The 25,670-nt window shown below is 38.1% G+C and carries 22 protein-coding genes and 1 tRNA gene; 14 read left to right on the top strand and 9 right to left on the bottom strand.

Going from position 1 to position 25,670, the window contains the following annotated elements; all coding sequences use genetic code 11:
- Positions 1–200: 200 nt before the first annotated feature.
- Entirely contained in the window at positions 201–1,544 is a 1,344-nt protein-coding gene (locus tag LG329_RS06960) for an MATE family efflux transporter (RefSeq protein WP_404455134.1), read from the bottom strand.
- Positions 1,545–2,060: 516 nt separating this feature from the next.
- Between LG329_RS06960 and LG329_RS06955 the strand changes: the two genes are divergently transcribed.
- The 3 genes from LG329_RS06955 (at position 2,061) to LG329_RS06945 (ending at position 5,645) form a co-directional block, all read left to right on the top strand.
- Positions 2,061–2,534, top strand: coding sequence for a hypothetical protein (locus LG329_RS06955; protein WP_404455131.1), 474 nt, complete (start codon positions 2,061–2,063; stop codon positions 2,532–2,534).
- Positions 2,535–3,067: 533 nt separating this feature from the next.
- A complete protein-coding gene (gene putP, locus LG329_RS06950; RefSeq protein ID WP_404455128.1) occupies positions 3,068–4,552 on the top strand; it encodes a sodium/proline symporter PutP in 1,485 nt (494 codons plus the stop codon).
- Between the two features lie 193 nt (positions 4,553–4,745).
- Positions 4,746–5,645, top strand: a complete 900-nt coding sequence (locus LG329_RS06945) for a DMT family transporter (protein ID WP_404455125.1) — start codon at positions 4,746–4,748, stop codon at positions 5,643–5,645.
- 16 nt (positions 5,646–5,661) lie between these two features.
- On the opposite strand, the gene LG329_RS06940 is transcribed toward LG329_RS06945, so the two are convergent.
- Together LG329_RS06940 and LG329_RS06935 are read right to left on the bottom strand one after the other, a co-directional pair.
- Positions 5,662–5,732: transfer RNA gene (locus tag LG329_RS06940), tRNA-Ala, on the bottom strand.
- A 263-nt stretch (positions 5,733–5,995) separates the two neighbouring features.
- Complete coding sequence (locus LG329_RS06935) at positions 5,996–6,181, bottom strand: Spo0E family sporulation regulatory protein-aspartic acid phosphatase (RefSeq protein WP_404455122.1); 186 nt, start codon at positions 6,179–6,181, stop codon at positions 5,996–5,998.
- A gap of 589 nt (positions 6,182–6,770) precedes the next feature.
- Here LG329_RS06935 and LG329_RS06930 point away from each other — a divergent pair.
- Together LG329_RS06930 and LG329_RS06925 are read left to right on the top strand one after the other, a co-directional pair.
- Positions 6,771–7,541: an enoyl-CoA hydratase/isomerase family protein gene (locus tag LG329_RS06930; RefSeq protein ID WP_404455119.1), complete on the top strand. Its 771-nt coding sequence runs from the start codon at positions 6,771–6,773 to the stop codon at positions 7,539–7,541.
- A 22-nt stretch (positions 7,542–7,563) separates the two neighbouring features.
- Positions 7,564–9,189, top strand: a complete 1,626-nt coding sequence (locus LG329_RS06925) for an AMP-binding protein (RefSeq protein ID WP_404455117.1) — start codon at positions 7,564–7,566, stop codon at positions 9,187–9,189.
- A gap of 121 nt (positions 9,190–9,310) precedes the next feature.
- Here LG329_RS06925 and LG329_RS06920 read toward each other — a convergent pair whose 3' ends face one another.
- On the bottom strand, positions 9,311–10,417 hold the full coding sequence (locus LG329_RS06920; RefSeq protein WP_404455114.1) for a class II histone deacetylase: 1,107 nt from the start codon (positions 10,415–10,417) through the stop codon (positions 9,311–9,313).
- A gap of 70 nt (positions 10,418–10,487) precedes the next feature.
- Positions 10,488–10,877, bottom strand: coding sequence for an RNase H family protein (locus tag LG329_RS06915; RefSeq protein WP_404455112.1), 390 nt, complete (start codon positions 10,875–10,877; stop codon positions 10,488–10,490).
- Positions 10,878–11,145: 268 nt separating this feature from the next.
- Between LG329_RS06915 and LG329_RS06910 the strand changes: the two genes are divergently transcribed.
- The 3 genes from LG329_RS06910 (at position 11,146) to LG329_RS06900 (ending at position 14,171) form a co-directional block, all read left to right on the top strand.
- Positions 11,146–12,435 carry an Nramp family divalent metal transporter gene (locus LG329_RS06910; RefSeq protein ID WP_404455109.1) on the top strand — a complete coding sequence of 430 codons (1,290 nt, stop codon included), beginning with the start codon at positions 11,146–11,148 and terminating at the stop codon, positions 12,433–12,435.
- 20 nt (positions 12,436–12,455) lie between these two features.
- Positions 12,456–13,637 (top strand): L-2-hydroxyglutarate oxidase, encoded by a 1,182-nt coding sequence (lhgO, locus tag LG329_RS06905; RefSeq protein ID WP_404455106.1) that lies wholly within the window; start codon positions 12,456–12,458, stop codon positions 13,635–13,637.
- A gap of 78 nt (positions 13,638–13,715) precedes the next feature.
- Entirely contained in the window at positions 13,716–14,171 is a 456-nt protein-coding gene (locus tag LG329_RS06900) for a DinB family protein (RefSeq protein WP_404455104.1), read from the top strand.
- 261 nt (positions 14,172–14,432) lie between these two features.
- On the opposite strand, the gene LG329_RS06895 is transcribed toward LG329_RS06900, so the two are convergent.
- Entirely contained in the window at positions 14,433–15,443 is a 1,011-nt protein-coding gene (locus LG329_RS06895) for an SIS domain-containing protein (protein WP_404455102.1), read from the bottom strand.
- Between the two features lie 519 nt (positions 15,444–15,962).
- Here LG329_RS06895 and LG329_RS06890 point away from each other — a divergent pair.
- The 6 genes from LG329_RS06890 to frlD all read left to right on the top strand — a co-directional run bounded on the left by LG329_RS06890 (position 15,963) and on the right by frlD (position 21,580).
- Positions 15,963–16,664 carry a GntR family transcriptional regulator gene (locus tag LG329_RS06890; protein WP_404456457.1) on the top strand — a complete coding sequence of 234 codons (702 nt, stop codon included), beginning with the start codon at positions 15,963–15,965 and terminating at the stop codon, positions 16,662–16,664.
- Positions 16,665–16,748: 84 nt separating this feature from the next.
- Complete coding sequence (locus tag LG329_RS06885) at positions 16,749–18,032, top strand: ABC transporter substrate-binding protein (protein WP_404455099.1); 1,284 nt, start codon at positions 16,749–16,751, stop codon at positions 18,030–18,032.
- 63 nt (positions 18,033–18,095) lie between these two features.
- Complete coding sequence (locus tag LG329_RS06880) at positions 18,096–18,965, top strand: carbohydrate ABC transporter permease (RefSeq protein WP_404456454.1); 870 nt, start codon at positions 18,096–18,098, stop codon at positions 18,963–18,965.
- 51 nt (positions 18,966–19,016) lie between these two features.
- Positions 19,017–19,853 carry a carbohydrate ABC transporter permease gene (locus tag LG329_RS06875; RefSeq protein WP_404455096.1) on the top strand — a complete coding sequence of 279 codons (837 nt, stop codon included), beginning with the start codon at positions 19,017–19,019 and terminating at the stop codon, positions 19,851–19,853.
- Between the two features lie 85 nt (positions 19,854–19,938).
- The gene (locus LG329_RS06870) at positions 19,939–20,748 is read left to right on the top strand and encodes a sugar phosphate isomerase/epimerase family protein (protein WP_404455093.1); all 810 of its coding nucleotides are present in this window, start codon (positions 19,939–19,941) and stop codon (positions 20,746–20,748) included.
- A gap of 49 nt (positions 20,749–20,797) precedes the next feature.
- On the top strand, positions 20,798–21,580 hold the full coding sequence (frlD, locus tag LG329_RS06865; RefSeq protein ID WP_404455090.1) for a fructoselysine 6-kinase: 783 nt from the start codon (positions 20,798–20,800) through the stop codon (positions 21,578–21,580).
- Positions 21,581–21,688: 108 nt separating this feature from the next.
- Here frlD and LG329_RS06860 read toward each other — a convergent pair whose 3' ends face one another.
- The 3 genes from LG329_RS06860 to LG329_RS06850 all read right to left on the bottom strand — a co-directional run bounded on the left by LG329_RS06860 (position 21,689) and on the right by LG329_RS06850 (position 25,659).
- On the bottom strand, positions 21,689–23,149 hold the full coding sequence (locus tag LG329_RS06860; RefSeq protein WP_404455087.1) for a sodium/proline symporter: 1,461 nt from the start codon (positions 23,147–23,149) through the stop codon (positions 21,689–21,691).
- A gap of 50 nt (positions 23,150–23,199) precedes the next feature.
- Positions 23,200–24,156, bottom strand: a complete 957-nt coding sequence (locus tag LG329_RS06855) for an ornithine cyclodeaminase family protein (protein ID WP_404455084.1) — start codon at positions 24,154–24,156, stop codon at positions 23,200–23,202.
- Between the two features lie 336 nt (positions 24,157–24,492).
- Positions 24,493–25,659, bottom strand: coding sequence for an NAD(P)/FAD-dependent oxidoreductase (locus LG329_RS06850; RefSeq protein WP_404455081.1), 1,167 nt, complete (start codon positions 25,657–25,659; stop codon positions 24,493–24,495).
- Positions 25,660–25,670: the final 11 nt, after the last annotated feature.

Here is a 25,670-nt window from a genome sequence, read left to right as displayed (position 1 = left end):
TTTATCAACTGAAAGATTTTTCTTGGGCAGGATAATGTATTGATTCTCATATACCGTATAATAAATTGAAGCGAATTTTTGATAATAAGAAAGGAAGTGTTCTTCGATTTGATTGAGTAGACGCTGTCGTAATTGCAATTTTTAATTGGTACTAAAGAGGAGTCGAGGGGGACAAGAAACCCTCCTCTTTCCCCCTTAGACTATGTACTTTCTGAAAATAACTCTTTTTTTCGCCATTTTCCGAAGCGGTAATAAAGGGAAGCTATTAGACTGCTTGTAATAAAACTTCCTCCCATACCAATGGCTATTCCTATATCCCCAAAAAGATTGGAAAATAGTGCTGTCAGGGGATAGCGCAGCACCCAGAAGGAAATGACGTTCAGTGCGAGAACCTGGTACATAGCTCCTGAGGCACGAACAATGCCGTTTAAGATAAAGTTTATTCCTAAAAACGGATAACATAAAGCAATGATTTGTAGATATTTTGTACCGAATTGGACAGCCTCTTCTTCTTGGATAAATAGCCTAACCCCGTATTCCGCAAAAAACACCACAACAATTCCGATGGCTAGCATGACAGAAAAGTTATATAAAACACCATACTTTGCAATTCTTTTCACCCTTTGCCAATCACGGACACCGATATTTTGCCCAGCCATACTGCTAACTGCGGTCCCCAATGCATGTGCTGGCAGCATTAAAAGACTGTCCAGGCGTTGAGCAGCACTAAATCCAGCGACAACATCGTCGCCAAAACCTGTTACAACACTCATGATAGCTGCCACACCAGCTGATATAACGGCCATTTGTAATCCAGAGGGAATACCGAGATTCAGAATTAATCCGACTTCTTGTCTTGTCGGTAAAGTTGGCAGGCTGAACGGTGCCAGTTTTTTATAGAGAACAAAAATGATTCCATATAGGAAAGCTATTCCCTGTGAGATAACAGTAGCATATGCAGCTCCCTCCACTCCCAGGTTGAAACCAGCGATAAAGAGAGGGTCAAGCACAATATTTAATACCACTGCAATCATTACAAAACGCAGTGGTGTTTTACTATCACCAAGGGATCTGAGCACGGTACTAATGAAGTTATATCCGAATAAAAACAGCATTCCAAGGAAATTAATTTGTAAATAGGATTTTGCTGCTTCCATCATACTTTCTGGGGTACCAAGCAGTTGTAAAAATTGTTCCGCGAAAATGAAGCCTGTTACACCTAACCCTACAGAGAGAATGGTTAGAATTACAACAAATGCATTCAAGTAATGCTTTAATCCTACTTCATTATCGCGACCCTTTTGCTGTGACAGAATGGTAAGTGCCGCATTATTTAAGCCAATAACAAACGAAAGTACGGTGAAAATAATCGTACTCGAAACAGCAACAGCACCTAAGGCATTTCCCCCAAGTAGATTTCCAACCCATAAACTATCAGCAAATTGATAGGATGTCTGTAATAGATTGGTAAGCATAATAGGTCCAGAAAAGATGATTAATTTTTTAAGGATATTCCCCTGCGTAAAATTATGTTGCGTCTTCATTTTTCGCCAACCTTTCTAGGCAGATAAGAAGGAGTATAAACTTTCCTAACTGCATAAGCGCAACTATAACATTCGCCACAAAATCTTGGCGAATGCCAAGTTTTCTTAATACGGAAAGAAAGTATAAAACTTTGGCGTTTATCTGTCTAGCTCCAGCGCCTAGCCTCTCGAGGTTTTAAGTCAAATCTCCTTGTGATAAAAATCATCACTAAGAGATTCGCCTTAAACTTGTCGGGGCTGACCAAGGCGCTTGCGCTTTTCTAACGTACTTTCTATAGTTTAGCATGTGAGATTGGGAAATTCCTGGGTTAGGGTGTTGTCTGGTTTATGCCTAGGTGCGAGGAGGTTTAGTTGGGGTGTTACATGGTGATTAAATGTAAAAGATTGTCCGGTAAGCAGGAATTTTCAGTTATAATGTTGAATAAATATAATTAGGTAAAAATACCCATCAAAATTCTATAAAAGGGGCTAAAATCAATGAAAATATAAACTCAAGACTTATATCATGGTGTAGTATTGACAAAAATTACTGAGCACAAAGCATTTAAGGCACTTAATAAACCCGATTCGCTATATGGTCATTATCAGGTAAGTCATGATACGCGGATTTTTGTGAAATACTTAATGAAACCAACATTTTCCTGGTCATTTCAATTTAATGTAAATGAGCTTCAAGCAATAGGAACTGATTTAAATAAAGCTGAAAATGTGTACCTTTGTCTGGTATGCGGGGAAGAAACTATTTGCGAACTTGACTACGAAGACTTTTCAGGTCTAATTGATGTCAATGCAATCGAAAGACAAAAAATAGTTGTCGAAGTTCCTGCAGGTGGATCCATGCACATAAAGGGTAGTACTGGAAGTTTACCAAATGTGGTGCATCATAACTCATTTCCAGAAAAGTTATTTGAAGAAAGGATGATTGTGCAATGGTTTTTAGGTGCTATTCACTTTCTGAATAACAGCACTGAAAGTTCGGCAAAGTGCTAGCGTAAATGCTTCGTCTAATACAAGGAATAATAGTGTCTTTTAAAGCAAAATTGTGTTGACTTTTTTACAAAGAATGATGTCAAGAAAATAGGTAGAATTGTTTAAAAATTCCACTTATGTTATAGTGATAAATGTTGTGTCTATTCAGTGACGCATCCTACTATTCTACTAATCTTTGTTTTTACATGAATAGGGGTGCATACAATAGCGCAAAAGCGGGGGTAACTCACGGAATATTTTGTCGGGTTCTGTATGGTTTTGGTTATTTTTACCGATCCATATATTGGTTTTATCAACATTTCTTTAAGTGAGTAGTTTACTGGGTGCTACTTATGTTTTTGGTTTTTGACGAGTTTTGATTAAACTTCTCGGTTTTGTGCGATTGTATAAGGATTTAATGATAGTCATTTATAGGGGGTGATAATGTGGATTTAACTTTAGCAACTTGGTGCTGGCTGTTAATACCTATGCCATTACTAGTAATACTATCAATTGTAACGTACTTTACTGAAACAAGGAGTGTAAAATAAAAAATGGATATTAATATTTCTCAATTAACCGCAATTATAATCTATCTAATTGGAATGGGAGTAATAGGTGTAATTGCAACAAGAATGACAAGTAATTTAAATGATTTTGTATTAGGTGGAAGACGTCTTAGAGGTGAAGTTGCAGCATTAAGTGCAGGAGCCTCTGATATGAGTGGTTGGCTCATGTTGGGTTTACCAGGTGCTGTGTATGTAAGTGGAATGGGAGGTGCGTGGATTGCGATTGGTTTAGCAACTGGTGCATATTTGAACTGGCAATTTGTTGCCAAACCGTTCAGGGTTTATACAGAAGTAGCCAATGATTCGATTACCGTACCGGATTACTTTGAAAACCGTTTTCGTGATAAATCAAAGCTATTAAGGGTAGTTTCTGCAATTGTTATCCTCGTATTCTTTACTTTCTACACTTCTTCAAGTCTTGTAGGTGGAGCTATTCTTTTAGAAAGTTCATTTGGAATGGATTATACATTAGCTCTATGGATAGGATGCGGAGTCATTCTCTCATACACTCTTTTCGGTGGATTTTTAGCTGCAAGTTGGACAGATTTTGTTCAGGGAATTTTAATGCTTTTAGCTCTAATTGTTGTACCGATTGTAGTTATTTATGAACTTGGTGGTTGGAACGAAACATTACAGATAATCGGTGAAATTGACCCATCGTATCTAGACATAACTGCCGGAGCGACGATTATAAGTGTCGTTTCATTACTCGCTTGGGGCCTTGGATATTTTGGCCAACCACATATTATCGTTCGCTTTATGGGAGTTAAATCAACGAAGGAAATTCCAAAAGCGCGTTTAGTTGGAATGACTTGGATGGTTATATCGCTGTTTGGAGCTATTTTTATCGGTTTTACAGGAATCGCATACTTTGAAGTTACTGGTGCTCCTCTTGAAAATTCCGAGACTGTATTTATTATGTTAACGCAAGTATTATTTAACCCATGGGTAGCAGGTTTTTTACTTGCAGCAATACTCGCAGCGATTATGAGTACAGTAGATTCGCAATTAATTGTTGCTTCAAGTGCACTGGCACAGGACTTTTATAAGCAACTTTTCAGAAGAAACGCTACTCGTAAAGAGGAAATGCTTGTTGGTAGAATTGCTTGTCTAGTAATCGCTATTATTGCTATTTTCCTAGGATATGATCAAGATAGTAAAGTGCTAGAATTAGTAAGTTATGCTTGGGCTGGTTTTGGGGCTGCATTTGGTCCACTAATCGTATTGAGCTTGTTCTGGAAACGCATGACGAGAAATGGTGCTTTAGCTGGAATGATTGTTGGTGCTGCTACAGTAATTATTTGGCCAATGTTTGCAGATATAGGTGGTATCTTTAATCTGTATGAACTTGTACCAGGATTCATACTTTCATGGATCACAATTATGGTTGTAAGTCTATTAGGAAAAGCGCCTTCAAAAGAAATTCAAGATGAGTTTGACGAGGTTAAATCTATATTGAAAAAATCTTAATATGGATTACGGAAAGAGTTCTTCCCGGTTGTTGGGGAGGGCTCTTTTTGGTTTGTGAATGGTTGTATGGTGGGTGGCGCCTGTCACTTCCCGGTTTTTGTCGAACGTTGTCGAATTAAATTCAAGTCATGACAGGATTTCGGCATTATAGTAGAGTAAGAGGAAGTAGCTGAGGAACTAGGTGAATTAATTTATGGTGAAAATTTATATTCTTTTGTTAATGGTTATGTTGATGTGGGGGTTAAATGTATCGGCGTTGAAGGTACTAGTTGATGCAGTTGATCCGATGTTACTGACGTCGTTTCGAATTATGACGGCGGGCATTGTTGTTTTGGTGATTTGTTCTGTGATGGGGATATTCAGGTTACCTCTTAAGCATGAGTGGCTCATCATTTTTTACATAGCTGTTTTTAATGTGATTTTACACCATTCGCTTGTCGCGGTGGGTATAGAGATGACAACCGGTATAAACGCAGCGTTAATTTTGGGGATGATGCCACTCGTTACCATGATGATGGCTGTGATTATTTTGCGTCAGCATGTCACGTGGATAAGAGTTTCTGGCTTCATTTTAGGATTTATAGGTATAGTTGTGACGACGTTGACCGGTGCTGATGGATTGGCAGCTGTCTCGTTGGGGGACCTCATCATATTAATTGGAGTTGTCGTGCAAGGATTTAGTTTTGTATTGATTAGTAAACTGAAACCGACGTTTGATCCACGGCTCGCAACTGGGTACATGCTTGTACTTGGTTCGGTTTTCATCTTTTTGTTGAGTCAGGTTTTTGGATCTGGACTTCAGGAGATTACCTATTTGCTAGATTGGAAGCTGGGAGCAGTTTTCTTATTCAGTGCAGTTTTCGCATCAGCGTTTGGCCATATGAGTTACAACTACGCCATTAAAAAAGTAGGGCCAGCTGAAGCAGCTATTTTCATTAATCTGAACACACTTTTTGCGATTACTGGAGCGGCTATATTTTTAAATGAAGTTATTACGCTGTATCATGTGGTTGGATTTCTATTAATTTTGAGTGGTGTGTTTATTGGTACTGGCGCTGTAGAGTATGTGGTGTCTAGGAGAAGGGGCGTGTAACAAGTTTAACCAAGGATGGAGCCACGGGGAATTGAACCCCGATTACTTGAATGCCATTCAAGTGTAATCCCATTATACCATGGCCCCGGGAAAGATTGGACGAGCTAATTATAGCATAGTCTGCGGTGCATGTCACTTCCCGGTTATTATTCTAGTAAAGGGTTTGATAGAGGTGGATATCGATACAATGATACGCTTATTTTTAATAGGATTGCATGATAGAAAGCAAGGTTAGTGTCAATATTCGTAATGGTGCTAGCCAATTATGAGTCAATGAGTAATTGAAAATGCCCAATACTCCCATCAATTTAGTGGGATATTGGGCATACATGATAATCCACTTCATCATACTAATTCTTTTGACCTTTATTTAATTTTTTGGCACTTTTAAATGCTTGACCATACTCATTTAATAGTACATCTAAACTTTGTGAAATGGTCAATATTTGTGGATCATTCGGGTTATTTTCGTATGTTTCATACATTTTCTTTCTTGTTTCTTCTATCTTTTTCTTCAAAACATTTATGTTACACAAACTCGTACTTCCTCTCCACTTTTATTGAATCTGATCCGTGAAGTGGAGAAATGAAACTGATAAAAAAATACCTTGTATCACTAACAAAATCTTAACCAGGTCGTTTTGTAAAATTCGGACTAATTAAGCTGCTATCATGTTAGTTATTTTTTTCAGCATTTTGATACGACATATTTCGTTTTAATTACAGTTACACAACCACTCTAGATTAAAATCCTCAGCTATCTCTTATATAAACATTACTGATTATCAGCGTTGTAGTAAACAAAATCTATTACAGTTATTATTCTTCTATGTTTTCGACCCTCCTTTCTATTATCAAATTAAGTAAAGTCCCCAAATTACAAGGCGTATATTTGCAAAACCCTTTGAAGGGTATTACTGCACTGATTAATCATTGTTTATATTTATATAAGAAACAACATAGTTATCAAGTACCCATTTATATGTTTTATAAACCTTTTACAAAACACCCGACAATAGTTGCTTAACATTGTTCCTAGCTTGACCTGAGAATTAATCAAAAAGTCATGCATAATATGAATAATAACCAACGTTACGGAAGTATTATTAGAGGGGCTGTTTATTCATGGATGAAAATAAACAAACGGTGGATTATGAATTAAATGGTGACATTGCTTTGATCTTCCTTAATCGACCTAATCGTTTAAATGCGGTTGTACCCGAGTTGATTGAAGAACTAAATCAATCTTTGAAACAGGCTGAAAATGATAATGTTAAGGCTATTATTCTCTCTGGGAGAGGAAGGGCATTTTGTGCTGGTCACGATTTGAAAGCAGATACGAAATTCGAAACGGAAGCGGAATTAAGGAATCATCTTCAACGACTTCAGGATGTTACACGAAAAATTCGAAAGGCCACGTGTCCTGTAATTGCTGCGGTACATGGCTATGCTCTCGGTGCTGGATGTGAATTTGCCTTATGTTGTGATTTAATTATTGCCGATAATAATACGGAATTCGGTTTTCCGGAAGTGAGCGTCGGGCTTAGTGTAACAGGTGGGATATCACATCTACTTCCAATGACTGTGGGTTTGACCAAAGCAAAAGAATTATTACTTCTAGGTGAAAGGTTTACAGCAAAAGAAGCAAAAGTCCTTGGGTTAATTAATTTCGTAGTCGATTCAGGGGAATTAGAGGAAGCTGCTATGAAATTAGCAATTAGATTGAGTAATTTACCCCAAGTTTCTCTTTCAAAAGCAAAGTTTGTCCTAAACCATGGTTCCCAGTCCACGATTGAAAGTGCATACGAATTAGAGGTGGAGCATGTCCTTTCAACAACATTCTCGGATGAAGCTGAAAAAGCAGCCGAGAAATTTAAATTAAGAAAGAAAAATTAAAACCAGGGAAGGGGATTTGGCGATGTCAGGTATGGGGACTGTGGGAAATCTTGATTTGGATAAAGTGGGAGATATCAAGACATTAACAGAGCGAGCCGCAGTTCGTTGGGGTACTAAGATAGGTCTTGTAATTGATGAGTTTAATGAACAATTAACCTTTAGCGAAATATATGAGAGATCCAACAAAATCGCGAATGTGCTGCTTGGGCTAGGCGTGAAAAATGGGGATCGCGTAGCTGTCATGATGAAGAATCGCCCTGAATTTCCTTTAACGTGGCTCGCTATAGGCAAGATTGGGGCAATCATGGTGCCAATTAATAGTCACTATAAGGAGTTTGATGCTAACTATCTTCTTGAACACTCAGAGGCGGCAACCGTTGTCACTTCATCTGCGTTTGTCACTTTACTCCAACGCATTAAAACAAACGTGAAAACACTGAAACATATCGTGTCAGTAGGTCAAAACAGTCAAAATGGTGTTCATAATTTGCAAGATTTATGTAGCCAGGTAACGGCTGATCTGCCGTTATTACCTGTGTATCCCGAGACTATCGTCAATATACAGTATACGTCAGGAACGACAGGTCGACCTAAGGGATGCATGCTTACACATAATTATTGGTTAACAATGGGACAAAATAATGTATTGCCATCACATCCTGGCATAAACGAACGCGATATCATGCTGACTGCACAGCCGTTTTACTACATGGATCCTCAATGGAATTTGATTACTTCATTAGCATCAGGTGCAACTCTAATTGTTCTGGATCGTTTTCATCCATCAACATTTTGGCAGAAAGTGCGGGAATATAAGGTTACCTACTTTTATTGTTTAGGTGTAATGCCTGTACTTATGTTGAAAATGCCGGTCTCTCAGCATTATCAGACCCATTATGTCAGGCATATCTCATGTTCCGCAATCCCCAGACATCTTCATAACGAACTCGAGAAACGATGGGCCACCCCTTGGTTCGAATGCTTTGGAATGACGGAAACAGGTGGAGATATTTCTGTCACGAAAGAGGAACATGATGCTTTAGTTGGTACAGGGTGTATAGGCAGGCCAAATCAGCATAGGGAAGTACGAATTATGAATGATCATGATCACCCTGTCCCACGTGGTGAAATTGGTGAATTAGTTTTAAGAGGAACAGGTGTAATGGAAGGTTATTATAAAAATCCGGAAGCAACAAAAGAGGCTTTTAGAAATGGATTTTTCCATACAGGTGACTTGGCTTATATGGATGAGAAAGGATTGATTTATTATATAGGAAGAAAAAAGGAAATGATCCGTAGAAGTGGGGAAAATATTTCGGCAACGGAAGTCGAGGAAACCATAAAACTTTATCCAGATGTAAATTACGTTGCAGCGATTCCTGTTCCCGATGAATTGCGTGGTGATGAAGTAAAAGTATATGTTGTGTTAAAAGACAGAATTACAGATCATAGTGATATTGTAAAAAAGTTGATTGAATTCTGTGATGATTACCTTGCCTATTTTAAAATACCTCGGTATTGGGAATTTCGGACAGACTTGCCTCTAACTCCATCTGAAAGGATTGCAAAACATAAACTGCGTGATGAAAAAAATGATCTGCGGTTGGATTCATATGATCGCATCGATAACGTGTGGAGGACTCGGTAAGGGGACAGGTGTTTTGTCCCCTCTATTTAGCAGTTAAGAAAGTATAAATCCTTTCTTACTGCATAAGTGCAACTAAGGCTTTCGCCATTAAGGCTTGGCGATAAGCCAAGTTTTCTAATTATTATGGAAAACTCCAATATTGATTTTGAATCTCTTTAACTTTATTAATAGCTTCTATTTGATTTTGATAGATAGGACCTTCATGATGGCCGAGGTCAAACGGATCCTCAACATTGCTTTGCTTCCCACTAAAAGCTTCCAAGATCTTCAATGTGCAAAACGGTACATATGAAGTACTATAGCCACCTTCATGACAGGCAATTAATCTACCATTACAATGCCTTTCGGCTAATGTTTTTACCCTTGATGCCATTTGGTGAAAACCTTCAGCCGTTACAAGCATGCGACCCAATGGATCAAACCGACTCGGATCCTGACCTGCTGAAATTAAAATCAATTCTGGCTGGTACTGATTTATAATTGGTTCTATCACGTCATCAAATGTGTAGTTGTACCCTTCGTTTCCAGTGCCGGCAGGTAATTCGATGTTCACATTATACCCTAATCCATCTCCTTTACCAGTGTATGTAATGGCCCCACGATTTTTTGGGAAAATGTTTTCCTGATGTACGGAAATAAATAATACTTCTGAGTCAGAATAAAATGCGCTTTCCGTTCCGTTCCCATGATGCACGTCCCAATCAAGGATAACTATTCGCTTGAGTCCGTACTTCGACCAAGCATATTTTGCAGCAATTGCAACGTTGTTGAATAGACAAAACCCCATTCCACCATCTTGCTCAGCGTGATGCCCCGGTGGACGAGTTAGTGCATAAGCATTGCTAACCTTATCGTTCATTACCGAATCTACAGCTGTTAATACACCTCCAGCAGACAGTAGGGCAATTTCATAAGACCCAGGTCCGACGATTGCATGTTCTCCAGCATCACCACCACCCGACTTACTTAACGTTTTAACCTTCTCAACATAGTCAGCTGTATGATTAGTCTCGACTTCTTGCCGAGTGGCATATCTTGGTTCGATTTGCTCAAGCTCTTTAATGAAATGTGACCGATCAAGTAAATTCTTTATACGACGTTTCGTTTCCGGGTTTTCTGCGTGGATATCTTCCTGTATCCAACCGCTTGCGCTCAACATCAACGCTCCATTACCCGTTTGATGCCAAAAGTAGCTCTCATCACAAATGAATCCAGTTGAACTTTGCATGTAGATCACCCTTTCATAAGTACTATTATATAAGGAAATAGTGTTGATTAGTACAGCCTTCATAAGAATTTTACTGCATCCGAATTGCCTTTCTTGCCAACTGATCTGCATTTTTATTACTTTTTTCAGGTATCCATTTGATAAAAAAGTATGGAAAGTTGCTTGCTTCTTCCCTGATTTTTTCAAGCATGGGAAGAAAGATTTGGTTTTTCGTGAAATCTTTTTCAATCGCATCTACTACCAGCTTCGAATCTGACCGGAATGATAGTATTTCACCTGGGAAATGCTCCACGCAAATTTCTAATGCTTTTATAACAGCGTGAAATTCAGCTTCATGGTTAGACATCTCTCCCAATGGAAATAAGTATTCATGTGTTTTTCCACTTGCTTTTATATAAATTCCGGCACCACTGATTCCCGGGTTACCGCTTGATGCCCCATCTGTGTAAACTTCAATCAATGTTTTTTGGCTCCTTTTTTTGAGGATATAGTACTAGGTTATAACAGTTTGTAGGTGTTGCCAACTGCCTGACTCTAATCCATAAAACAGACTGAGCCAAATGACTTATCTTTTATACATTTCTGAATAATTGTTGAATTGAAAACAATATTTATTCTATACTTAATAAAATTGACCAGCCACCAGATTATCCTGGAGGAGCACTGGAAGAGATTCGAAGTGATGCGCGAACACTTACAGAAAGCTATTTATAAAGGGAGGTTTCAAAATGAATGCTGAAACTATTGAACAGAATCATGTAAAAAGACCTACAGATACACCAGTTCCACCAACTACATTTAAAGGGAAACTGAAAACTGTCGGGCCTGGTTTCGTTACAGCTGCCACAGGTGTTGGGACAGGTGACTTAATCGCTGCCCTTGTTGCGGGTGCTGGATTTGGTATGACACTGATATGGGCGATTGTGCTCGGTGCTATTTTTAAATACTTTTTTACAGAAGGAATGGGTCGTTGGCAGTTAGCAACAGGTAAGACAATTCTGGAAGGCTTTCGTTCACTGGGAAAATGGGCGATGGGTTATTTCGGGGTATACTCGGTGCTTTGGGGATTTAGTTATGGTGCGGCGGCGATGTCGACCAGTGCAATTATGATGGTAACCATGTTTCCTATTATGCCTTTGTGGGCGTGGGCGATCATCCACGGGCTTGCTGGAATGGCGCTTGTTTTAACTGGAAAGTACAAGCTATTTGAAAATGTTATGACAATCATGATTGGTATTATGTTTGTAACTGTTGTTGGATCAGCAGTTATTCTGGTGCCGGATATCGGCAATATTATCGGTGGTTTAGTACCACGTACCGGTGACGGTTCCATGTTACTTGTATTAGGTCTACTTGGGGGAGTCGGAGGTACGATTACAATGGCCTCCTATGGTTATTGGATCCGTGAAAAGAAATGGGAAGGCAGAAAGTGGATTCCAATGATGAAAATGGACTCCGCTATTGGCTATGTGATTACTGCCGTGTTTACTGTTTCACTATTAGTAGTCGGAGCTGAATTCCTATACGGAACTGGCATTAAGGTCAATGGAGAAGAGGGATTAGTGACACTTTCAAATTTATTTAGTGAGGAATTTGGAACGGTTGCACGTTGGATGTTTTTAATCGGTGCATGGTCTGCAGCATTTTCTTCCTTATTGGGTGTCTGGAATGGGGTGCCTTATCTGTTTGCAGATTTTGTTCGTATGATACGAAAAAAAGGAAAGCATTCTGATAAACCAGTATCTGAAAAAGATCCAGCTTATCGCGCATATCTTCTTTGGTTGACTTTCCCACCAATGCTTCTTTTATTTTTCGGTAAACCAGTGGCGCTCGTTATCATATATGGTGCGCTAGGAGCATTGTTCATGCCGTTTTTGGCTATATCGCTACTCTGGTTATTAAATTCGAAGCGTGTGGTTAAGGACTTTAGGAATGGCTGGATTGCAAATATTGTTTTAACCGGCTGTGTCGTTTTGTTTGGATACCTCGGAATCATTGAATTAATTGATATGTTCTAAGCAATAAGGAGTGAAGAAAAATGGTTTATGATTATGCTATTATCGGTGGTGGCATTATTGGGCTTTCTGTTGGTATGGAAATCAGCAGAAAGTACCCTAACGCATCGATTATCATTGTAGAAAAGGAAGCAGCACTTTCCCTTCACCAGACAGGTAGAAACAGTGGCGTTATTCATTCCGGTATTTATTACAAACCGGGTAGTTTAAAAGCAGAACTGGCCCGAAAAGGTAACAGGCAGATAGTTGAGTTCTGTGAAAAACACGGAATTCACTACGATTTATGCGGTAAAGTGATTGTAGCAACGAAAGAAGAAGAAATTCCCTTACTAGAAAACCTTTATCAAAGGGGTTTGGAAAATCAACTTGCGGTTGAAAGAATCTCAGTTGAGGAATTACAGGAAATTGAGCCTCATGTGAATGGAATTGCGGCAATTAGGGTGCCAAGCACGGGAATCGTGAATTACCAGGAAGTTGCGGAGACGTTTGGTGAAATCATCAAACAGCATGGAGGAGAAATTTCCTTACATACAGAAGTAACAGATATTCAATTTTGGCAGGAGCATGTGGAACTGGAAACGAGTATGGGAGTTATTCACAGCCGATATGTTATTAATTGTGCTGGATTGTTTTCTGACCGGGTCGCACAATTGGCAAACATTAAAACAGACTTGAAAATTATTCCTTTCCGTGGTGAATATTACGAGTTGAAGCCCGAGAAACGCCATCTGGTGAAGCATCTTATCTATCCAGTACCAAATCCTGATTTTCCATTTCTCGGTGTCCATTTTACAAGAATGATAGATGGCCGAATATTAATTGGGCCGAATGCTGTTTATAGTTTTAAGCGTGAAGGCTATCGGAAATTAGACTTTCATTTTAAGGAATTCATCGAAGGAACAACCTATCCCGGGTTTATAAAATTGGTGCGGAATAATATGGCTGAAGGATTAAAAGAAATGCTTCGCTCCTATAGTGTGAAAGCTTTTATCAAAGGCGTGCAGCGGTACATTCCGGAAATCAATGAGGATGATATAAGGCAGGCAAAGGCTGGAGTGCGTGCTCAGGCCCTCGACAGTGAAGGCAACTTACTAGATGACTTTGCGATCATCCAGGACAGACGAGCAATCCACGTGTGCAATGCTCCATCACCGGCAGCAACAGCTTCCATAGAGATTGGGATGGAGGTAGTTGGGCGGTTGTAGGGGGGAGAGCTCAGTCTTATCGTAACGGCTAACTTGTGTTAACTTTAAATAGATTAAGAGAAAAGGAGAGTTGCAATTATGAACGAAGAAATGATTTTCAAGCAAATTAACTTAGTTAGACAAAACACATTGAATGAAATGGAAGGTTTATCAGAAGAACAGGCCGATCAAATGCCAAAAGGGTTTCGCAATACGATTCGTTGGAACCTGGGCCACATATACACGGTGCAAAATGCTTTACTTGCTAGATTTGGTGGAAAAGACATTGAAATTCCTCCTCATTATATTGAACTATTTACTCCAGGGACAACGCCAACCGATTGGAAGGATGAAGTGCCGTCACTCGATGAGATAAGACAACTTCTTGAAGAACAGCCGGAAAAACTGAAGGCATCTCTAGTCGGTCAACTTGATGAAGAAGCAGCGAAACCTTTTAAATCGTTAAGTACAGTCGGAGAGATTTTGAATTTCACATTGTATCATGAGGGAATGCATCTTGGAGCAATTAAAGGATTGAAAAAAGCGGATAGCTAAAGTGAATAGGATAGGGAGAGGGTTTTGTGTGCCACTGTCACTTCTCGGTTTTTGTCGAATAATATCAATATCACTTGTATTATAATACCTAGGCTCTGCATGTGATAATTTTGAATTAATGATGTGTAAGTAGGGATTTTTGTGATAATCGTGTTATTGTATACAAATTAGATATGGCTCTTAATTGAGCCATATCTAATTTGCTTTTTCCTTCATAATAAGGCTTTGACAAAAGTTGATATTTATAGAATAAATCCTGAGTTAATAGGCGAATTGTCGGTAATAGCGGTAATCATCCATATTATGTCCGGTGTATTTTTGATAGTGTTGTGCCAGTCTGTCTACTAAAAGAGCTGTAGAAATCGTTGGTGCAAGAATCCAACGGTATTGGTCATCAATTCCGTTTAGCTCGTAGTCTTTCGTGTCCAGAACTTCAAATTTATTTGTATATTGTTTGCAGAACTCTTCAACACGTTCATCTACTTTACGTCGTTTCCCTTCTCCTTTAACAAGAAAAACAGGTACTTCTTCTTCTATGAGTTCCAGTGTACCATGGAAAAACTCAGAGGAAGAAACTGCCTTTGTCCGGACCCATTGCATTTCTTCGAGAATACACATGGAAAATAAATAAACCTCTCCCCACATTTCTCCTCCGCCAATCCATATGTTGTATGGTTCACTATAATACTTTTTTGCTATCTCATCTGCGATAGGGTCAAACTTCTTTTTTGCATTCAACAGGTTATTAGGAAGAAATTCTAATTGATCAGCAAAGTTTTTATAATCAGGAAATTCCCCTCTAGATTCTAGCAAGCTAAAAAGAAGCATGAAGAGTTGCATATATTCAAATTCAACCCCATTTTCGGCAAGGTTTGGAATTGTCCATCGACTTGCTTTTTCCAAAGGGGAGTTTTCTTTGCCTACGAGTGAAACAACCCGAAACCCTTGATTTATACACCATTCAGCAGCGGCAACTGTTTCTTTCGTATTTCCTGACTTGGATGCCATGACTATGATTGAATCCTTTGTGAGTTGTTTATGTCCAGTTAGAACTATCTCAGCAGCTTGTTCAGCATACACAGGAATGCCTGTCATTTGTTTTAACATTTCTTGAATTGGCCACATTATAGCGATGGAACCACCAACTGAGATGAAAAAGATATTTTTAAAACCTTCACTAGAGATCTCATCTGCTACCCTTTCGATTTCCTCACGTGTTTCATAAGTTAGTTTTCCATTTTTTAAGTAAACATTTTCGTCAAAATTTAACATTAAATATCCTCCTTAGGCTAAACATTATTTTGTTCTTGACCATTCTTGAAAAGTATAAGTGGAGGTATGGGCCCCAGATATTGGATATATTTAAGATAAATAACTCCACTTTCTTTAAATAATCTTTATCTGCCACTAATACAAAGGGGGATGACGTCCGTATTTCAATGGTTTCTTCACACACCTTTCACCAAAATGGTATATACCATTAATATTAAAATTTTTTTATTAATACTTAAACACGGTAATTTTAAAACATATACTAGCAGTCAATGATTTATTAAGCAAGCGTTTTTAAATAAATTTTAAAATTATTATGAATTTATTGAAGGATCGTACTTCTTGTTAAACCTTATAGATACAAGTATTAAACGTATCTATAGAACCGAATTAAGAATTTACAAAAAATTAATCGTTGACAGACTTGCCTGTATAATTTATGATTTTATAAAATGGTATATACCAAGAAAAATGTAGGTGAACTTTGTGGATTATAAAAAAGAATCAAATAAACTGCCCATGTATAAACAGTTAAAGAAGCTAATATTAGATGACATTAATAACGGAAAACTAAAAGAAGGAGACAAGATAATGTCAGAAAGGATGATTGCCGAAAAGGGTAATGTCAGTAGAATGACAGCAAGAAATGCATTGTCTATTTTAGAGAGGGAGGGATTGGTTGAACGACGAGTAGGAGCGGGCACCTTCATTGTACGAAAACTAGAAATGGATTTTATCACATTTAATAGTTATAGTAGGGAATTAAAACTTAAAGGCCTACGTCCAAGCACAAAAGTACTTAATATAAAAAAAGACTTCGCAGATTTAGCAATGGCAAGAAAGTTAAATATTGAGGTTGCAGATGAAATAATTATTTTTGAAAGATTAAGATCAGGTAATGATATTCCGATTGCAATAGAAAAGTCATATATTCCATACAGCTATTGTAAAGGAATTGAAGAGTATATTACTGATGATGTCTCGTTATATAAAATGCTAGAAACACATTATGGAGTAAAACCGATTAAGGCAGATCAGTACATGCAAGTAGCCATATCTAATGAATTTGAAAGTAAATTGCTTAAAATCAAGGATGGCAGCGCGTGCATATTCTTGGAATCAATTGCCTATAATGCAGATGATCAAGTGGTAGAAGTTACGGAGTCAACAATAAGAAGCGATATCGTTAGATATTACTCGCGGCTTAGCCTGGAAAATTAAGATGAAAAACTTTATCAAATGAAGGCTTGTTGTAAATGGTATATACCATTATTAGTTAATATAAAAAATTGGAGGTAAAAGTAAATGAATAGGAAATTGATGTTATTTTCAATCTTAGTGGTGTCTGTAATGTTAGTTGTAGTCGGCTGCTCGGAACAATCATCAGGGAAAGACCAAGTTGAATTAAGATTTCTTCAAAAGTGGCCTGAACCTGAATACTCACCTTTTTTTGAAAAGGTGGTTAAGGAATTTGAGAAGAAAAACCCTGATATAAATATTGAAATGGAAGCCGTTGGAGATGATCCTATGAAAGACAAACTACGTACAACTGTGGGAGGAGGTAATGCTCCAGATATTACCTTTTCTTGGTCAGGGCAATTCATTCAAAAGTTTATTAATGCAGGAATAGCATTAGATTTAACGGATTATTTGAATAAGGATTCAGAATGGAAGGAAAGCTTTGTTCCTGCAAGCTTAAAACCCTTCAAGTCTGAAGGGAAAAACTATGGTATACCTATTCGCCTTGTCGGTAAATTCTTTGTTTACAATAAACAAATATTCGATAAATATAATTTAGAAGAGCCAAAAGACTGGGATGAATTCATGGCTATTAATGAAAAATTGAAAAGCGAGGGAGTGACACCTATTTATCTTGGAAATGAATTGCCTTGGGCAAGCATTCATTATTTGACTGGGTTAAATCAAAAATTTGTTCCTAACGAAAAATTAAAGTCGGATTACAATCCAAAATCGGGCGAGTTTACACATGAAGGCTATATAAAAGCGTTAAAGTACCTTAAAAAATTAAACGACCAAGGAAACTTTAATGAAAATATTAATTCAGTGTCCCATAGTCTTGCTCTGGAAAATTTCTATCAAGGAAAAGGTGCAATGGTATATATCGAAACAGAAGGGTTTACGCGCATAGAAGAAAACATGCCAGTTGATTGGGGGTTCTTCCCTATGCCTGATATTACAAGTGGAGATGGTAATCAAAACTTTATAACCGGAGCACCTGATGGTTTTATTGTCTCTGCTAACTCAAAGCACCCAGAAGAAGCGGTAAAGTTTTTAAAATTTCTTACCAGTAAAGAAACCCAGCAAATGATGGTTGACATGATTGACTGGAATAGCTCAATAAAAGGTGCGGTAACTGAAGATAATGCCTTGAAACAATCTGTAGAAGCCCAAAATATCCTGGAAGAAGCAGAAGGATTGTCACAATGGCTAGATACTGCAGTGGACTCGAGGATAGCTGATGTTTATATAAACAATATGAAACCGCTTTTAAATGGTACAAAAACCCCTGAGCAGATTATGGAAGAAGTGCAGAAGGAAGCTGAAAAGATCAAAAGTGAAACCAAATAGTGAATTTGATGGGGTAAACATAACTTGGTCGTTTACCCCTTTCTAGGGGGAATCAAGGTGAATATTTACCAGAATAAACGGGCTGTACTCTATGTGATTCCAGCATTACTTGTAGTACTAGTGTTTATATTTTTACCGATAATATTAAATTTCTATAATAGTACATTTCGATGGAATGCATTTTCCACTGAAAAGGTATTTGTTGGTTTGGAATACTATAAAACCTTGTTCACAGATCCAGTGTTTTATACTTCTTTAAAAAATAATGTTTTATATGCGGTGATTTCACTAGTTTTTCAAGTTGGTGGTGGATTGATTATTGCGGCTATATTAGAGGAAAAAATTGTACGTAAGTTTCAACCGTTTTTTCGAACAATTTTCTTTATACCTTCTATTCTTTCATTAGCCGTTGTTGGATTACTATGGAATATGATGTATCAACCAAGTATCGGTATAATAAACGAGTTTATTCAAGCTATAGGTTTTCAGGACTTCTCCTATGCGTGGTTGGGTGAGCCAGATACAGCTATATATGCTGTTATTTTTGTATCTCAGTGGCAGTACACTGGATATATTGCAATGTTATTTTTAGTAGCAATGCAAAAAATTCCTAGGACATTATATGAGGCTGCAATGATTGATGGTGCTAACAGATTTCATACTTTTATTCATATTACAATTCCACAGATTAAGGAGATGATATTGGTTGCTACAACTTTCACGACTGTTGGAGCATTTAAAGTTTTCGATGAAGTTTATATTATGACTTCAGGTGGTCCAGGCCATGCGACTGAAGTATTAGGCACCATGCTTTTTAACAGTGGTTTTAGAAATGATGAAATGGGATATGCTTCGGCAATTGCCACTATAATTTTTATCATTACGGTTATTTTGTCCTTTCTACAAATTAAAGCCTCAAGAACTGGTGAATAGAGGAAGAACTATTGAAAAGATTATAATTATTTTTGTAGGGTGTGATAGTTGATGAAGCGAATCAATATATGGGGTAAATTATTTAATGTAATAATTTTCGTTATTTTGATATCTTTAGCTCTTAGTATTATTATTCCGTTGTTATGGATGATAATAAGTGGATTTAAGTCAAATAGTGAATTTTTTATGAAGCCATGGTCGCTGCCTGAGAAGTGGGTCTGGGAAAACTTTGTTGTCGCGTGGGAAAATGGGGTAGCTCGTTACTTCTTTAATAGTGTATTGGTCACAAGTGTTTCTGTCGTGATAGTTCTTATCTTGAGCTCACTTGCATCGTATTCGCTTAGTAGGTTTGATTTTAAAGGGAGAAACTTCCTTTTCTTATTTATACTTAGTGGCTTAATGTTAGCCCCTCAGGTTAGTCTGATTGCACTTTTTAAAATGTTACAGACTATAAACTTACTCGACACATATTGGGCTTTAATTCTTCCGTACGTTGCATTTCAAATTCCTTTTGCTGTCTTTTTAATGCGTTCTTATTTTTTATCGCTACCCCGGGAGGTAGAGGATGCTGCATATATTGATGGGTGTAATACGTGGTCAGTATTTTGGCGTATCATTTTACCAATGAGTAAACCTATAGTGTTAACAACAGGATTATTAACCGGAATGTTCTTTTGGAATGAATTTATGTTTGCGCTTGCGTTTATTGAAAGTTCAGAGTTGAGAACTATACCGGTAGGGCTGATGAATCTTAGAAGTCAACTTGGTACCAATTATGGTGTTCTATTAGCGGGTCTATTCATGGCAACCATTCCTATGATTATTGTATTTATCATATTCCAAAAACATTTTATAAAAGCATTATCAGATGGCGGTGTGAAGGGATGATACAACTTAGAGAACCACGTAATTATTAATGTCTTTTGAAAATGATAAACTGTAGTTCTATCTTACTCTTTAGGAGGTGCATTAAATGAAATTAGCTGGCATGAATATTACATATAGACATTACCCTTTCACTTATTTTCTTGACTCTATGCAAAGATTAGGACTTGATACCATAGAATTGTGGGTGGGAGAGCCGCATCTTTTTGTTTATAGGAATCTACTTTCCAATCTTCAAGAAATTCGAAAAGAAATACGTAAGAGAAATATTGAAATTGCATGTATCACACCAGAGCAATGTGTCTATCCATACAATCTAGCAAGCTCAGATATTGATTGGCGTACAAAAAGTTTTGATTATTTCAAGGAGAATATTTATGTTGCTGCCGAGCTAGAATCCAAAATGATGCTAGTTACATCAGGAATAGGAGATTACTCAGTGCAAAATAAAGAGTCTTGGAATTATGCTCTAGAATCTATAACGAAATTGACGAAAGTGGCTGAGAAGGAAGGTATTATTTTAGTGCTTGAACCACTAACAACGTTTGAAACAAATCTTATTACAAATTGCGATCAAGTAAAAAAAATGATTAATGAAACGAAATCTCCTGCAATAAAACCCATGATAGATACAGTTGCTATGCACCTTGCCGGGGAAACACCTGAAGATTTTTTTAAACATTTCGATCAGGATATGATTCATTTTCATCTCGTTGATGGTGACGGTCATTCGGATGAGCATTTGAGTCTTGGAGATGGGGTACTGCCGATTCATGATTATTTGGACAATCTGAAAAAGAATAATTACGATGGAATATGTACTTTGGAGATTATGGGATCTCAATATTATCAAAATCCAGAAAATGCTCTTCGTAAATCCATAGATTTCATTAATTAATAGAAAAGAATGAATTTATATATATCAGAATTAGGAGTGAGCATAGAAGATGGACATTATCACAATAGGAGATAACTGTATTGACGTTTATTCATTTCAAAATAAAAGCTATCCAGGTGGGAACGCTGTTAACGTTGCAGTTTACTCAAAAAGATATGGAGTTGGTGCTTCTTACGTAGGGGTGGTTGGTTCAGATGAAAATGGTGAGAAAATTATTGAGGAAATGCAGAATCATAATGTAGACATATCACATTTACACGTAAACGAAGGTCAGACAGCAGTAACCCATGTGGAACTAAAGGAAAATGACAGGTGTTTCGTTAATTATGAGGAAGGGGTCATGGCGAACTTCACGCTAAGTCCAGACGATATTTTGCATATCAATAATCATAAGATTGTTCACTCTGCTATTTCTGGTCATTGCGAGTGCTATTTTCAAAGATTTAAACAAAGTGGGATGATTACTTCTTTTGATTTTTCTGATGAAATTAATAGTCCATTGACCCAATGGTTACCGCAATTCGTTGATTATTCCTTTTTCTCATATGAAGGGGATGATAATTTTATACGTGATTTTCTTCTAAAGGTACAAAAACTGGGATGTAAGGTAGCCATAGCAACTTTAGGTGAAGAAGGTAGTATTGCATATGATGGAGTGGAGTTTTACAAACTTGGAGTCAAGAATACAAAATTAGTTGATACCATGGGTGCTGGAGATTCTTTCATATCCGGCTTTTTATATGGCGTATTAAATAAATACTCAACCAAGAGATGCCTTGAAATTGGTACTGAGAATGCTGCTAGGACCATTACTTATTATGGCGCATGGTAGAAATACCAGATATATCAACAGTCCGTCCTCTACCCAGTCTGTAATGAAAAACCCCGACTAAGACTTTGTCGGGGTTTCGATATTATATAGCCATCCAACCCAATCACCCTACAACGCTTTTTCCACCGTATCTACGCCCGTCTTCTGATTTTTATCAGGCATTAGTAGACTAAACACGATACCGAAAAATGCTGCGATGAAGAATGTTGTAAATTTAGATGTGATGATACCTTCAAGAGGTGTGCTAATCCACAGTATGGTAGAAAGTAGTCCGGCAAGGACAGTAGCAACAACCCCTGCACTTGAGTACCGTTTCCAGAAAAAGGTCATTAAGATAGCAGGAGATAGGGTACAACCGACACCTGCCCAGGCCCAACTGACTACTAGATACAGTAATGAATCTGAAACCAGTGCAATGATCATCCCAATCAAACCAAAAATTACAACTGATATTCGAGAGATCCAGATTAATTGTTTTTCGGTTAATTCGATGCCCATTGCTTTATGAATGATATCTTCGCTGACAGAACTTGTTATTACCATAAGTTGGGAGTCAGCAGTTGTGATAATTGCAGCCAGGACTCCTGCAAGAAGGATACCTGCAATCCAGGATGGGAATAGATCCAGAATCATGGTTGGTAAAATTATTTCAACATCTGCAAATGATCCTTGATTATACATGGCAATCGCACATAGCCCTATCAGAAATGCTCCTCCGTATGCCAGAAATGTCCAAATGATAGCGACGATACTACCTTGATTAGCGTCTTTATCATTTTTAAGTGCCATGAAACGAGCACTGAGTTGTGGTTGTCCACCCAGAAAGCCAAAGAACCAGGAAAAGTTGTTGAAAAATAATACACCAAGCGCAAATCCGGTTAGACCGCCAAACCAGCTATTGAAGGAACCGCCCACATCGGCAAGTGACTGACTAATGGACAGGTCGTTAGTATTAATGTAAATTAAGGCGGCAATTGGCAACGCGACTAAGGTTATTACCATCATTACACTTTGGATCATATCTGTCCAAACAACTGAAATAAATCCACCCGCAAAGGCAATTACGATAATAACGATTGTAGCTAATATAACACCGGTTGTAGGTGACATGCCAAACGTTGTGAAAAGCATTTTTCCGGCACCGGCCATCTGTGCACCTACGTAGAACATGAGAAAACCGGCAATTAAAATACTAGTTAACCAGCGAATAACATTGGCTTTTTGCCCGAAGCGAACTGCTAAGTAGTCCGGAAGTGTTAAGACATTATATTTATCTGTTTCACGCATGAATTTTTTTGCTAAGACCAACCAGGCAAATATAATCCCTGAACCAATCCCCGCCGCAACCCAAAACGCAGCTAATCCGGTCATGAAAACAAAACCTGTATACCCTAGCAGTAACCAGGCTGATTCTCCTGTAGCTCGCTCAGAAAATGCTAGTGCCCATCCAGGTAACTTTTTTCCACCTAATAGAAAGTCTGAATGTGTTTTACTATTTTTGCTGAAATAATAGCCAATCAATAGAATTGCGATACAGTACACGACAAATTCAATTAGAATAATAGTCATTGTAATTCCCCCTTAGGAATGTGAACGCTTTCAGATTGTTTGAAAAGACTTTATCTTAGGTTTTGGCCGACCTCCTTTTCCAGTGCCCGTTGATAGATTAAGTTAGTGACAACAACATCAAATAGTGCCATTCCGGTTGATTTGAACACAACCGTCTTACCCTCTTCAACCTGTTTTTTGGATGCTATGAAACTTGCCATGCTTTGGATGGAGTCACGCTTTATCCAATTTTTTTCAAGTGGTGTGGCAATGTCGCCAGATTCCTCTATTGCATCTTCTGTGTCGATTAAAATGTGATTTGCTAATGTATACAAGGATTTTGGAAACTCTCGCATGTCTGGTTGAAAGGAACCAATGCCGATGATTAATTTCGTTGCTAATAGTTCAGGTTTGTCCGGAAGTACTGGTTCTTTAGAAGTGGTTGCGGTCATGATGATTTCTGCATGGGTAATCGCTTCTTCAGCTGAATCCATCACATGAATGTTAATAGTGTCATCAATCCATTGTTGAAGTGAATCGATAAAGGAAGGGATTTTTTCAGGCGATCGATTAAAAAGGTAAATATCTGTAATCGAACGTTCTGTGCATGCTGCGACTGCTTGATAAAGGCCTTGGACGCCGGTTCCGATTATCGCAAGTTTTGAAGCATCGTCTTTAGCCAGGTGGCGGATTGCCGAGCCTCCAATGGCGCCTGTCCGAAAACCAGTTATAAATGATCCGTCAATTAAAGCCTTTATCTCGCCGTTTTCCTGACTATTTAAAATGACGAGACCATGCAAAACCGGTTTGTCCGTATTGTTTGGGAATGATGTTACCAGTTTGGTGCCAATTGTATCTTTTGTAATGCAAGGCATAAGTAACAGGGTGTTATCTTCATCCGAAACTTGCATGCGTGTGGGCATTATAAATTGTTGAGAATGATAGACTTCATATGCAGCGTCAATTGCATCAATCACATCTTTCATGGATACTGCTTTTAAAATGTCATCTTTATTCAGATAGAGCATTTAATCATCCTTTCTTATTTGTTATTTTTCATTATTTACCTGGAAACTATTGTAATTGTGGATAACTGATCTACCTGTCAGCCACGTCCAGCTCCAGCGCCCATTGCCTAGTGTCCTTCCTGCTTCTCGTAAACTCGGCGCAATAAACATGGCTCCTCCTTACGATAACAGTTCGACATAGTCGAACGTCCTTAATCGCTTACGCTCTTCGTGTTTCCTTTATCTCAAGGAAGAAGGATGTTCGATTAAAACCGCCACTTGAGTGGCAACATCGAACTACCCACGTTGCGTGGGCACAGGCCATACGGCAATAACCGGGCGCTTGCGCTTTTGTTCTTATACAATTGCGCCTTCAATAAGCAATTCCTTTTCGGCAAAACGTTCGAATCGAAGTGGTGACAGATCTAAAGTTTGATAGTTTCCTGTACGGATTAATTCAGATAGTCCTTTACCAACTGCAGGTGCTTGCTGCATGCCATGTCCGCTAAAGCCGCTAGCCAAATAATATCCTGGGAGATCTGGGTATTCACCAATAATAGCATTTTGGTCCTCGGTATTATAGCTATACAACCCAGCCCAGCCACTTTTAATTTTTGCGTGTAAAAAGTTATCGATTCGGTTCCCGAGGACTGGCCATAATTGTTCCATGAAAAATTCACGGGACCATTTAAAATCAATTCCTGGTTTGACCACTTCGGAAAATCCAGAGATTAAGCTTTTTCCTTCATGACGAAAATAGACACCAGTAGGGTCGACGGTTAATGGAAGGTCATATGACAAGGGTTCCGCAATATCAAACTGGATAATTTGTCTTTTTAAAGGAACAACAGGAATTGGACAGTTTATTTTTTCGCTTAATAAAGGAGCCCAAGGACCAGCACAATTAATTACAATTGGTGCATGATACGTATCCCCATTAGCTAACTCGACACCGGATACGCCCCTCTCATTTTTTAAAATAGTTTCCACTGGCTCATAGACATAGGTAGCGCCAAGCTGTTTTGCCTTTTTTACATATCCTTGCATGACGGAATAGGGATCAAGATAGCCATCTTCTGCGCAATATAATCCACCTTGCAAATCAGTTATATTTAACTCTGGTATGATGGTTCGTAATTCTTCGGGGGTTAATAAATCGGAAGGAACACCGTATTGACGCTGTAATGTACATTGTTTTTGTAATTGATCCAGGTTTTCATTTTTAGCCAGGAATAAATATCCTCGTTGTTTAAAATCTATTTCGGCTTTTTCGCCATCAATTGCCATATCTTCAGGAAACGTTTTATAGTGTTGTAGACTATAACGACTAATTTGAATGTTGATTGCTGTGGTAAATAACTGTCTGATTCCACCAGCGCTCCTTGGGGTCGAGGAAAATTCATACAGATGATCTTTTTCAAAAACGGTAATTTCACCAGTGTAGCCGTCTTTTAGTAAATTATAAGCAACGCTTGATCCTATTACACTACCGCCGATAATGATAAGGTCTGTTGACTTTTGCAAAAATACCACCT

The organism is Virgibacillus necropolis, assembly GCF_044793635.1.
Classification (GTDB): Bacteria; Bacillota; Bacilli; order Bacillales; family Amphibacillaceae; genus Virgibacillus_F; species Virgibacillus_F necropolis_A.
This window is presented reverse-complemented; position numbering and strand designations above follow the sequence as displayed.

Coding starts and splice junctions, on each gene's coding strand:
- LG329_RS06960 (WP_404455134.1), bottom strand. CDS start 1,544: ATGAAGACGCAACATAATTTTACGCAGGGGAATATCCTTAAAAAATTA.
- frlD (WP_404455090.1), top strand. CDS start 20,798: ATGGACATTATCACAATAGGAGATAACTGTATTGACGTTTATTCATTT.
- LG329_RS06890 (WP_404456457.1), top strand. CDS start 15,963: ATGTATAAACAGTTAAAGAAGCTAATATTAGATGACATTAATAACGGA.
- LG329_RS06870 (WP_404455093.1), top strand. CDS start 19,939: ATGAAATTAGCTGGCATGAATATTACATATAGACATTACCCTTTCACT.
- LG329_RS06930 (WP_404455119.1), top strand. CDS start 6,771: ATGGATGAAAATAAACAAACGGTGGATTATGAATTAAATGGTGACATT.
- LG329_RS06860 (WP_404455087.1), bottom strand. CDS start 23,149: ATGACTATTATTCTAATTGAATTTGTCGTGTACTGTATCGCAATTCTA.
- LG329_RS06945 (WP_404455125.1), top strand. CDS start 4,746: ATGGTGAAAATTTATATTCTTTTGTTAATGGTTATGTTGATGTGGGGG.
- LG329_RS06855 (WP_404455084.1), bottom strand. CDS start 24,156: ATGCTCTATCTGAATAAAGATGACATTTTAAAAGCAGTATCCATGAAA.
- LG329_RS06885 (WP_404455099.1), top strand. CDS start 16,749: ATGAATAGGAAATTGATGTTATTTTCAATCTTAGTGGTGTCTGTAATG.
- LG329_RS06910 (WP_404455109.1), top strand. CDS start 11,146: ATGAATGCTGAAACTATTGAACAGAATCATGTAAAAAGACCTACAGAT.
- LG329_RS06900 (WP_404455104.1), top strand. CDS start 13,716: ATGAACGAAGAAATGATTTTCAAGCAAATTAACTTAGTTAGACAAAAC.
- LG329_RS06875 (WP_404455096.1), top strand. CDS start 19,017: ATGAAGCGAATCAATATATGGGGTAAATTATTTAATGTAATAATTTTC.
- putP (WP_404455128.1), top strand. CDS start 3,068: ATGGATATTAATATTTCTCAATTAACCGCAATTATAATCTATCTAATT.
- LG329_RS06895 (WP_404455102.1), bottom strand. CDS start 15,443: ATGTTAAATTTTGACGAAAATGTTTACTTAAAAAATGGAAAACTAACT.
- LG329_RS06920 (WP_404455114.1), bottom strand. CDS start 10,417: ATGCAAAGTTCAACTGGATTCATTTGTGATGAGAGCTACTTTTGGCAT.
- lhgO (WP_404455106.1), top strand. CDS start 12,456: ATGGTTTATGATTATGCTATTATCGGTGGTGGCATTATTGGGCTTTCT.
- LG329_RS06925 (WP_404455117.1), top strand. CDS start 7,564: ATGTCAGGTATGGGGACTGTGGGAAATCTTGATTTGGATAAAGTGGGA.